The sequence below is a fragment of the Mycobacterium sp. genome (genome assembly GCF_032161845.1).
Classification (GTDB): domain Bacteria; phylum Actinomycetota; class Actinomycetes; order Mycobacteriales; family Mycobacteriaceae; genus Mycobacterium.
In genome coordinates, this window is record NZ_JAVRQA010000098.1 from 1 (window position 1) to 10509 (window position 10509).

Annotated in this window: 12 protein-coding genes; 6 read left to right on the top strand and 6 right to left on the bottom strand. The window is 65.8% G+C overall.

Annotated elements, in window-relative coordinates; all coding sequences use genetic code 11:
• Together QOD90_RS05920 and QOD90_RS05925 are read left to right on the top strand one after the other, a co-directional pair.
• Positions 1 to 350 (top strand): oligopeptide/dipeptide ABC transporter ATP-binding protein (locus QOD90_RS05920; RefSeq protein WP_526347616.1); only part of this gene is annotated, 350 nt, incomplete at its 5' end.
• Positions 347 to 1342: an ABC transporter ATP-binding protein gene (locus QOD90_RS05925; protein ID WP_526347618.1), complete on the top strand. Its 996-nt coding sequence runs from the start codon at positions 347 to 349 to the stop codon at positions 1340 to 1342. The genes QOD90_RS05920 and QOD90_RS05925, both read left to right, overlap by 4 nt.
• A 5-nt stretch (positions 1343 to 1347) precedes the next feature.
• Here QOD90_RS05925 and QOD90_RS05930 read toward each other — a convergent pair whose 3' ends face one another.
• From QOD90_RS05930 to QOD90_RS05940, 3 genes are all read right to left on the bottom strand, one after another.
• Complete coding sequence (locus tag QOD90_RS05930; protein WP_526347636.1) at positions 1348 to 1755, bottom strand: hypothetical protein; 408 nt, start codon at positions 1753 to 1755, stop codon at positions 1348 to 1350.
• Between the two features lies 1 nt (position 1756).
• Entirely contained in the window at positions 1757 to 2029 is a 273-nt protein-coding gene (locus QOD90_RS05935; RefSeq protein ID WP_526347620.1) for a hypothetical protein, read from the bottom strand.
• Between the two features lie 72 nt (positions 2030 to 2101).
• Entirely contained in the window at positions 2102 to 3835 is a 1734-nt protein-coding gene (locus QOD90_RS05940) for an Hsp70 family protein (protein ID WP_526347622.1), read from the bottom strand.
• 287 nt (positions 3836 to 4122) lie between these two features.
• Between QOD90_RS05940 and QOD90_RS05945 the strand changes: the two genes are divergently transcribed.
• Entirely contained in the window at positions 4123 to 4581 is a 459-nt protein-coding gene (locus QOD90_RS05945; RefSeq protein ID WP_526347624.1) for a nuclear transport factor 2 family protein, read from the top strand.
• Here the strand turns inward: QOD90_RS05945 and QOD90_RS05950 are convergent, their stop codons facing one another.
• Positions 4582 to 5235 carry a L,D-transpeptidase family protein gene (locus tag QOD90_RS05950; RefSeq protein WP_526347626.1) on the bottom strand — a complete coding sequence of 218 codons (654 nt, stop codon included), beginning with the start codon at positions 5233 to 5235 and terminating at the stop codon, positions 4582 to 4584.
• A gap of 116 nt (positions 5236 to 5351) precedes the next feature.
• Here QOD90_RS05950 and QOD90_RS05955 point away from each other — a divergent pair, with 116 nt between their 5' ends.
• The gene (locus QOD90_RS05955) at positions 5352 to 6836 is read left to right on the top strand and encodes a bifunctional phosphatase PAP2/diacylglycerol kinase family protein (protein ID WP_526347628.1); all 1485 of its coding nucleotides are present in this window, start codon (positions 5352 to 5354) and stop codon (positions 6834 to 6836) included.
• Here the strand turns inward: QOD90_RS05955 and QOD90_RS05960 are convergent.
• A complete protein-coding gene (locus QOD90_RS05960; RefSeq protein WP_526347630.1) occupies positions 6790 to 7455 on the bottom strand; it encodes a phosphatase PAP2 family protein in 666 nt (221 codons plus the stop codon). The genes QOD90_RS05955 and QOD90_RS05960 overlap by 47 nt on opposite strands.
• 241 nt (positions 7456 to 7696) lie before the next feature.
• Here QOD90_RS05960 and QOD90_RS05965 point away from each other — a divergent pair, with 241 nt between their 5' ends.
• Positions 7697 to 9298, top strand: a complete 1602-nt coding sequence (locus QOD90_RS05965; RefSeq protein WP_526347638.1) for a purine-cytosine permease family protein — start codon at positions 7697 to 7699, stop codon at positions 9296 to 9298.
• A 39-nt stretch (positions 9299 to 9337) separates the two neighbouring features.
• Positions 9338 to 9820, top strand: a complete 483-nt coding sequence (locus tag QOD90_RS05970; protein ID WP_526347632.1) for a hypothetical protein — start codon at positions 9338 to 9340, stop codon at positions 9818 to 9820.
• Positions 9821 to 9869: 49 nt separating this feature from the next.
• Here QOD90_RS05970 and QOD90_RS05975 read toward each other — a convergent pair whose 3' ends face one another.
• Positions 9870 to 10262: a YchJ family metal-binding protein gene (locus tag QOD90_RS05975; RefSeq protein WP_526347634.1), complete on the bottom strand. Its 393-nt coding sequence runs from the start codon at positions 10260 to 10262 to the stop codon at positions 9870 to 9872.
• Between the last annotated feature and the right edge of the window lie 247 nt (positions 10263 to 10509).

A 10509-nucleotide genomic window follows, 5' to 3' on the forward strand; every position in this document is an offset into this window, starting at 1 on the left:
AGATCGCCGACCGGGTCGCCGTCATGTACGCAGGGCAGATCGTCGAGGACGCAACACTCGAGAACCTCTTCTACGATCCCCAGCATCCCTACACCTGGGGTCTCCTTGGTTCTCTCGCCCGACTCGACGAAGCGCGTCCCGTGCGATTGGCCCAGATCGCGGGATCGCCTCCGTCACTGCTGCATCCGCCGACCGGGTGTCGTTTCGCCGCTCGTTGCCCCCACGAGTTCGAGAAGTGCTCAGAGCCACCTCCGCTGGACGGTGATCGCTGCTGGCTCGATCCCGCCGACAAGCGGCGGCTCCGCGACGTGGACGGCCGGATTGGGCTACGCAAGCCGGTGACGACATGAGCGAGCCACTACTCGAGGTAACCGACCTCGTCAAACACTTCCCCATCAAGTCGGGGATCGTCGTCGACCGGGAGGTCGGCAGCGTGAAGGCCGTCGACGGCGTCAGCCTCACCATCGGCGAAGGCGAAACGCTGGGACTCGTCGGTGAATCCGGCTGCGGTAAGTCCACTCTGAGCCGAGCCATCCTGCAGCTGACGGCTCCCACGTCGGGTTCCGTCCGCTTCTGCGGCGAGGAACTCGTGGGGCGGTCACGGCGCAGCCTGCGCCCGGTACGTCGACAGATGCAGATGATCTTCCAGGATCCGTATGCATCGCTGAACCCCCGCAAGCGGGTCGGCCAGATCATCGGTGAACCGATGGAGTTGCACGGCCTGGCACGCGGCCGTGACGCCGACCGGCGGGTGCAGGAGCTGCTCGACCGCGTCGGTCTCAGCCCCGAACATGCCAGCCGCTATCCGCACGAGTTCTCCGGCGGTCAACGCCAACGCATCGGCATCGCAAGGGCTCTCGCACTACGTCCGAAGCTCATCATCGCCGACGAGCCCGTCTCTGCGCTGGACGTCTCCGTGCAGGCACAGATCGTCAACCTCCTCAAGGATCTTCAAGAAGAGCTTGGTCTTTCATACCTCTTCGTGGCACACGACCTCGGCGTGGTCAGGCACGTGTCGGACCGCGTGGCCGTCATGTACCTCGGCCGAATCGTCGAAATGGCGCCCGCTGCCCAGCTTTACGATCATCCACTGCACCCCTACTCGCATGCGTTGCTCTCCGCGGTGCCGATTCCCGATCCCAAGCTGAACTCCGCGCGCGAGCGGCTGGTCCTCGAGGGCGATGTGCCAAGCCCCATCGATCCGCCGTCGGGATGTCACTTCCACACCCGCTGCCCTTGGGCGACGCAGGTGTGCAATGTGGACGATCCCGAGCTAGAGGAGCTCGAAGACGCCCACGTCGCCGCCTGTCATCATCCGCGAAACCTGGCCGAGCACAGCTGAACTGATCAGCTCGACGGGGTTGCCGTCTTCGCTGCGGCGGCGTCGGCCGCAGCCGCAGCCTTGCCCTCGGGGCTCGCAGCCGAGAACCCTGGCGTCTTCGCGGACGCCACACCGTCGTCACAGTCCAGCGAGACGAGGAGTTGGTTCGTCGCCGATCCTGCGCTGTTCTCGGGTGGCGGGACGGTGCGCGGCACGGTGTTGACCACCAGGCAATCCGACCGGGACTTCCGATCGCCGACGATCGTCGAGATGACGGGCGTCAGGCCGGCGCCACTGATCGCCGATTCGGCGTCGCCGTACTTCTGTCCGACCACGTCGGGCGCCGAACCGGCCTGCGCCACACCGGCACCGAACAACACCAGCGCGGAGGCGGCCGATACCGCCAGGACCGTGCCGCTGGCCAACGTCCACATCTCAGCCACCGCTCTTCGGAACGGCCTTGGCGGTCGCCTCGATTGAGGACGGGGTCGTCAAGGTGGCCGTCGCGCCCATGGTCATGGCGTTGTCAGTGGGCTGCACGTAGGTCGTATTGGTAGGCGCATCACCAGAACCTGCCAGCACCACTCCGCTGGGATTTGCGTGTCCGTTGGCGAGGCTCAGCGCTCCCAACGCGACGAAAGCAGCCACACCAGCCAGTCCGAGCACCTTCATGCGCAGGCCATTCGCCTGCGATCTCTTCTCGATCATTCACAGATCGTGAACCGTTTTTCCGGGGAGACGCTGGATCGTGACTGTGACGTTCCTTCGGGCGCCGAAGATTCAGTACGGGAACTGTGGCTGCTGGTACATCGGCGGTTGGTACGGCGCATACGTCGGCGTTGGGGTCGCTGGGACCTGGATCGGGATCGGCACTGGCACGAACGGGACGGTGATGTAGCTCGTCGTCATGGTCGGCGTGCTCGACGTCGTCGTAGTCGTCGTGGTGGTGGTCGTCGTGGTCGTCGTCGTAGTGGTGGTGGGCGTCGTCGTGGTCGGTTGGGTCGTCGTCATCGTGGTGGTGACCGGCCGCTCCACGGTGACGGTTTCCGTCGACGGCGGCGGGGGCGGCGGCTCGCTGGTCACGGTGACGACGTTCTGGGGCGGCGCTTCGGTCGTCGGTGGTGGCGGCGGCGGTTCGATGCTGGTGGGTGGCGGCGCGGGCGGCGAGGTGGCCGTCACCGGCACCTTGGTCGGGGCCGGTCGCGTCTCGTCGGTCGCGCTGGTCAGTGCGATCGCGACGCCGCCGACCGCTACCAGTGCGACGACAGCCGCCACACCAAAGATCAACTGCGGCAAGCGTTGCCACGACCGCGGCTTGTCGTCGTGACTCGGGTGGTACTGCGCCACGACGCGCGTGGTCCCGGAATCCGCATACGGGTCGGCGTAGGGATCCTCGCCGGTGTACGGGGTCGGGTCTCCGACGGTCTCATCATCCTGGGACCAGGCCAGCGCACGGAACGTCGACGAGTCCGGTGCGGCCCCCGCTCCGACTCCGGCACCGCCGATCAGCGGCGTGGGTGCGACGCCGGTCTGGGCGTCGGCGTCGGCGCCGTACGCCGCGAAGAGTGCGGCGCCAACGGCGGCGTCGAGCGCCGGATGGGGCGTGGTGACGAAGGAGTTCTGATTGCCTTCGGTGAGCCGTCGGGTGACCAGCGGAATGTTCGCGCCACCGCCCACGGCGACGACCGCGGAAATATCGGCAGCAGCAATTCGATTGCGCAGCAACGATTCATCGAGCTCGGACAACACAGCGCCGAGCGGCGCCTCCATCAGCGCATCGAGTTCGTCTCGGGTGACGCGAACCGTCGTCTGATGGCCGGGTAGCTCGACGCGGATGTCCGCCGTCGGCGACTCCGACAATTGCTCCTTGGCCAGCCTGCACTCGTCGCGCAGCCGGGTCAGCGATCCGACCGCTGCGGTACCCGCCGGATCGGCCTCACCGGCGATCCCGTCGAGCACGTGCGCCAGCAACGACTGGTCGATCTGGTCACCGGAGAACTCCGTTAGCCGCGTGGTCTCGATCGGCTCGAACGACGCTGCGGCGTCGGCAAGCGTGATGCTGGTGCCGCCACCGCCGAAGTCGAGCAGCGCCACCACGCCGCGCACGGGAAGACCGGGATTGGCCCCCAGCGCGGTCAGGGCGGCGACGGCGTCGGACACCAATCGGACCGGAACGCCGTTCGGGGCAAGGCTCGGCTTGCTCCGCATGGCGTCGCGAAGCGACCGCAGCGTGCTGCCCTTCCAGTGCGCGGGTACGGCGACGGCGATCTGGGACGAGACGTCGCCGCCGGCTTCGACCACCATGGCATCGAGTGCCTCGACCATCAGGACGTCGGCGCGGTACGACGTGCCGTCGTCGGCGATCAACGGCACCGGATCCCCGACCCGTTCGACGAAGCCGCCCAGTACCTGCCCGGAAAGTGGCAGCACGGATCGCCGGGTGACTGGTTGATTGCCAACACGGGCGGCGACCAGGTTGGTCGTCCCGATCGACAACCCCAACGGGTCGCTCATAACGTCGACAACGATAACCCGTCCCACCGCGCAGCCGTGCCAGACACTCCGCGGAGACATTGGCGAACAGCGTTCTGCCAGCTAGGTTTTGGATTCATAGGCTCCCCACAGCAACATACCGACGGCGGCCTGCACCCGGCCGATGGACGCTGTCACCAGGATGAACGGCGGGAACCAGCCAAGCAGCGCCGCCAGGAGCCACGACGGACCGGAGATTTGACGCCGTCGTCAACCGAACTCACGACCAAGGCGCGACGGCGCAGGCGTCCCTGTGTTGCAATGACGACATGGGTGACATCGAAGACATTCAGCGAGTCAAGTACCGGTATCTGCGCGCTCTCGACACCAAGCACTGGGACGAGTTCGCCGACACCCTCACCGAGGACGTGATCGGCGACTACGGCGAGTCCCTCGGCGAGGAGCACCACTTCACCGACCGTGCGACGCTCGTCGAGTTCATGCGCACCTCGATGACCGCCGACGTCATCACCGATCACCGGGTGACGCACCCCGAGATCGACGTGGACGGTGACGAAGCCACCGCCACCTGGTATCTGCAGGACAAGGTCATCGTCCCGAAGTTCGACTTCATGTTGATCGGCGCGGGCTTCTATCACGACCGCTACCGGCGAACCGCGGACGGCTGGAAGATCAGCGTCACCGGTTACGACCGCACGTATGACGCGTCGCTGTCGACCAAGGCCATCGACTTCAAGGTGAAAGCCGGTCGGGCAATTAAGGTCTGACTACTTCGACACGGCGATCAAGGCGCCTGGTCGTAGCCACTTCATGATGCTCACCAGGGTCTTGTCGTCGATCGCGACACACCCGGCCGTTGGGCCGCCGTCGGTGGTGTGCAGGAAGAACGCGCCGCCGTTGCCAGGGACGCGTTGCTTGTTGACGCCCATCACCACGGCGTGCGCGTACTGCGGGATCTGAAGGTTCTCGGTTCCGCTGCTGGGATTGGTGTCGAACGGGCACTGCGCCTTCTTGCAGACCTGCATCGTGTTGTAGGTCGCGCTCTTCATGTCGCCGTCCCACCAGTGATCCGGCCCGACCTGGACGTACTCCAACCCCCCTCCGGGATTGGGTGCCGTCCCGAACGCGAAGTCGAGACTGAAGACACCCATGGGCGTGAGCATCTGCCCGTCGTGCGTCTCCGGAGCCATCCCCGCCGCGCCCACGTGGGCGGGAATCCCCGCGGCGACGGCCTGCCAGCCCGCGGCCGTGCGCTCGTACACATCGACCTTTGCGTCCGAACCGCCAACGCCCACAACGGAAACGACCTGAGTCGCGTTGCCGACACTCGGCGCGAACCACGGCACCAGATCAGCGCGTGCCACCGGCGCCAGCACCACGCCCGCAGCGACCGCGCACAGCGAGATCAGCAGTCGGCGCACGGCTTCAACGTCAACACACCGCGTCCTTGAGGTCAAGTAAAGGTTTAGCAACGATCCAGATGTCAAGAGATGAGTTGTGCGCAAAGCTCTTTCGCGATCCGGCTAGGTTGGATGCCATGGAGCTCCTGCGAAGGCGACGCGGCATCCGGCAGATCGGCGCGGGCCTCGGCACCCTGGACCGCGAGGTCTTCGAGGCGATCGCCGAATCCCCAAGCCCGCTGCTTGACGGGTTCATGCCCCGGCTCACCGCGGCCGCCGACCATTCGAAGCTGTGGTTCGTCATCGCCGCAGCGTTGATGGCCACCAAACAGCCGTCGGTACAGCGCGGCGCGGGGCGCGGCGTGGCATCGCTGGCCGTGACCAGCCTGGTGGCGAACCAGGTGGCCAAGCGCGTGTGGAAGCGTCCACGTCCGGAATGGGCGGCGGTCCCGGTGCTGCGACGCTCGCGCCGGATGCCGACCTCCAACTCGCTACCGTCGGGCCACTCTGCGAGCGCCGCGGCATTCGCCGTCGGCGTGGGGTTGGAGAACGCGCCCGTCGGCCTCGGCCTGGCCCTGTTGGCCGGCATGGTCGGCATCTCCCGCGTCGCGACCGGTGCGCACTACCCCGGTGACGTGCTGGCGGGATTCGGCCTCGGCGCTGCCGTCGCCGTTGTCGGTGGCCGGATCGTGCCGCCGATCGTGGAGGCGCGCATACTGGCCGCCGATCCGCTGCGCGTGGAAACACTCCGGCGACCCGACGGTGCTGGCGTCGTACTCGTCATCAATCCTGCCTCGGGCAGTGGCACCGGCGCGAGGGTCGTCGAGGAGGCGCGGGCCGCTCTGCCACGCATGGAGATCGTCGAGCTGGAGAAGGACGACGACGTCGAGGAGGTTCTGCGGTCGGCGGCCGAACGTGCCGAGGTACTCGCCGTCGGCGGCGGCGACGGAACGGTGGCGTGCGCGGCAGGGGTGGCGCTGGCCGCCGATCGTCCGCTGGCCGTGTTCCCTGGCGGCACGTTCAACCACTTCGCCAAGGACATCGGTTGCGAGACCGTGGCCAAGACGGTTGACGCGATCCGCGAGGGCAGCGTCGCCTGCGTCGACGTGCTTCGCCTCAACGAGACCGGCACCGTCATCAACACGGCCAGCATCGGCGCGTATCCCACCTTCGTCCAGAAGCGGGAGAAGCTGGAGCACAAGATCGGCAAGCCGCTCGCCGGGGTCTACGCCATGTTTCACACGCTGCGGCGCGGCGAGCCCGTGCGGATCCACTACGACAACAAGACGCTTCAGACGTCCCTGTTCTTCCTCGGCAATTCCTCGTACCTGCCGACCGGATTCGCTCCGGCGCGGCGGGTGCGGATGGACGACGGTCTAATGGACGTCCGCATCCTGGAGACCGAGAAACGGTTCAGCACCCTGCGCATCCTGACCTCGCTCGCGCTCGGACGGCTGGTGCGCAGCCCGCTGTATCACGAGCTCCGGGTCCCCGAGTTCAGCTTCACCGCGGTCGACGGCCCGACGCTTCTCGCCCATGACGGCGAGCTCGCCGACGAACTCGACGAAGCGACCTTCAGCGTTCGATATCGGGCGTTGCCGGTGTTTCGTCCGTTGCCCTGACGCTCGCGCCTCGCAGAATGACGAGACAGCAGGCGAAGTACAGGTAGCCGAGAGCCCAGCCCGCGACGACGTCGGACAGGTGGTGGACGTTGAGGGCGACCCGGCCAGCGCCGACCGTCAGGACGATGACGACGCCCGCTGCCGCGACCCACGGTCGCAGACCGCGTCGGATGCGCGGGAGGAACACCACCGCGAGGGCCAGCACGGCGACCATCGTGCCGAGGGCATGTCCTGACGGAAACGACGTCGACAACGCGTCAACCATGGCGGTCTCCGGGCGGGGCCGGTCGGCCAATTGCTTCGCCACCTCGGTGAGTACGGCAGACAATTCGACGCTGACGAAGAGGAACACCGCGACTCTGACCCGGCGCTTGACGAGTGCGTAGACGATGAAACCCATGGTCGCGAGGCGAATTGTCACCGGTGAGAACACCGTGCACCACGCGTTCCAGAACGTCACCCAGGCGTGGTGCTCGACACCGATCCGCCTGCCCACCGCCAGCGTCGACGCATCGGGCCCGACCACCCAGCTCCAGCCCAGTGCCCAGCCGCACCACATGGTTGCGTAGACGGCTGCGGCCAACAGCGCCAGAGCGGTCAACCCACGACGTCTCGTCACGACTCCACGTGTACCACCTGTAACACCCTGCACAGCTGTAACGACTATGTCAGTAGCGCCCGCGCTGCCGTCACCAACCCGACTCTTGACGGCAGTGCGGGCCATTTCGCTTTCGGTGGGAACACAGCCGTCACAATCCCGAAACAACGCGGATTTAGCTTTGCTAACCATGACTCAAGAGCTCAGCAAGGAGCCCGACGCCCCAGATAGTACTGGGATAGCGGAGGCCGACCTCGACACGATGACCGCCACCAAGGAGACCTTGGAGGACTACACGCTTCGCTTCGCTCCGCGGAGCTATCGCAAGTGGTCGACGCGGGTGGTTGGCATCTCGGCGCTCGGCGGCATCGCCTACCTTGCCGACTTTGCCATCGGGGCCAACATCGGCATCGCCTACGGCACCACGAATGCGCTCTGGGGCATCTTGATCTTCGCCGTGGTGGTCATGCTGACCGGGTTCCCGGTTGCCTACTACTCGGCGCGCTACAACATCGACCTCGACCTGGTCACCCGCGGCAGCGGCTTCGGCTACTACGGGTCGGTGGTCACGAACGTCATCTTCGCGACGTTCACCTTCATCTTCTTCGCCCTCGAGGGTTCGATCATGGCCCAGGGCCTGAAACTCGGGCTCGGCATCCCCCTGTGGGTCGGCTACGCGGCCTCGACGCTCATCATCTTCCCGCTGGTGATCTACGGCATGAAGGTGCTCTCGACGCTGCAGGTGTGGACGACGCCGCTGTGGCTCGTCCTGATGGTGGCGCCCTTCGGCTACCTGGTAGTCAGCCATCCGGAGTCGGTCGGTCAGTTCTTCGCCTACCAGGGTGAGAACGGCGTCAAGGGCTTCGACCTCGGCTCCACCCTGCTGGCCGCCGGCGTGTGTCTTTCGCTCATCGCGCAGATCGCCGAGCAGAACGACTACCTGCGCTTCATGCCCCCGAAGACTCCCGAGAACAAGCGCAGCTGGTGGACCTGGATGTTCCTGGCCGGCCCCGGCTGGGTCATCTTCGGTGCCATCAAGCAGATCGTCGGCCTGTTCCTCGCGGTGTACCTGATCGCCAACGTCGCCGACAGCGCAGGCGTCGCCAACCAGCCGGTGCACCAGTTCCTGGAGATCTACCAGAACTTCCTGCCGCCGTGGCTCGCCATGACACTCGCCGTCGTGCTCGTCGTCATCAGCCAGGTCAAGATCAACGTGACGAACGCCTACTCCGGCTCGCTGGCGTGGACCAACTCGTTCACCCGCGTCACCAAGACCTACCCCGGTCGTCTGGTGTTCCTCGGCTTCAACCTGCTGATCGCGCTGGTCCTGATGGAAGCCAACATGTTCGACTTCCTGAACACGATCCTTGGCTTCTACGCCAACTGCGGTATGGCGTGGGTCGTGGTGGTCGCGTCCGACATCGTCTTCAACAAGTACCTCCTGAAGCTGTCGCCGATGCAGCCCGAGTTCCGTCGCGGCATGCTCTACAACTTCAACCCGGTTGGCTTCGGCTCGATGCTGATCGCCGCCGGACTGTCGGTGATCGCATTCTTCGGCGGTCTCGGCGAAGCCATCCGGCCGTACTCACCGCTGGTCGCCATCGGCCTGGCGCTGGTGCTTCCGCCCATCATCGCGATCGCGACCAAGGGCAAGTACTACCTTCGCCGCACCGATGACGGCATCGAACTCCCGATGCTCGACGAGTACGGCAACCCGTCGGACGCTCACCTCAAATGCCATGTCTGCCACCATGACTACGAGCGGCCCGACATGATCAAGTCGGCCAGCGACGAGGGCTACATCTGCTCGCTGTGCCTGTCCACCGACAAGACCGGCGAGAACGTGCTTCCGGCACAAACGTAAAAGTGACCGAGGGGCGGCCATAGTCGATATTCTTCGACTATGGCCGTCCTTCTGCGTCGAGCGCTCGGCATCGGCAAGCTGCCCGACGACATGCGCGCGCAGTCCGAGGCCGAGGGCATCCTCCATCTGGCCGAGTTCGTACCGGTCACGTTCCGCTTCTCCGGCAAGATCCCCGGCAAGGTCGCCAAGGGGAACCTCAGCAGTTACGTCGGCGCGTTGGCGCTCACCAATCAGCGGGTACTCGGCACGCTGTCGTCGGTCCCCAAGAAGGCGGGCCGATCCGTCGACCATGAGTGGAATGCTCCCGGCGGAACAATGGTTCAGGCCACGCTCGACGAATCTGGGCTCCTGCTCAAAGTGCCCGACATCTCCGTCGTCGACCCGGGGTTCTCCGGCTCGGTGAAACTGCACTACAAGACGCCGCTGTCCGCCGAGGTGCTGACGCAGGTACCCGAGCGAACCTTCGCCTTCGACGTCCCGGCGAAGTTCGTCTACTCCGTTTGCGGCGTGCCGCGTACGTAGCGGTATCCGGGGGCTAGCCGTCGGCGCCGTCGCTGCCGTCCCAGAGGTACTAGTGGACGACGCCGGTGAGGTAGAACCACCGTCCGGCACGACGTTCAAAGCGGCTGCGCTCGCGCATCGACCCCTGACCACCACCGTCTTCGTAGCGGGCCGTGAACTCCACTTCTCCATGGTCGTCTTCGAGGCAGCCAGCCACGGTGTCCGTGACCTCAAGTGCGCGCCAGGTGATGGCGGCGTCGATGGTCACGTCGGCGGGCCGTGTTCGCGGATGCCAGGTGCGGAACAGATAGTCGGCCTCACCCGTGGCGTAGGCGGCATATCTGGACCGCATCAGCTCTTCGGCCGTCACGGCTTGGCGCTCACCGTGGTGCAGCGGACCACAACACGCCTCGTATGCGGCGCCGTTTCCGCACGGACACGGTTGGCCGAACGGATCGCTCATGGTGAGAAGCCTGCCATCCGCTGCCGTTGTCCTCTACCAGAAAGAGCGACGTCGTGCAGAATCCTTCCACAGGTGCATGAGTTGTGCACAGCGCGTAAACCCTTGTGCCCCTTCTGTTTCAGGTGTCACAAGCGCGGATTTCTTGTCGGTGGTTCGAACTAGTGTTCGGGTATGAGTTCGGATCGGGTCGTCGCGGCGGTCACCGAATACCAGGCTGCCGCAGCCGGACTCATCGAGCGATCGTTCG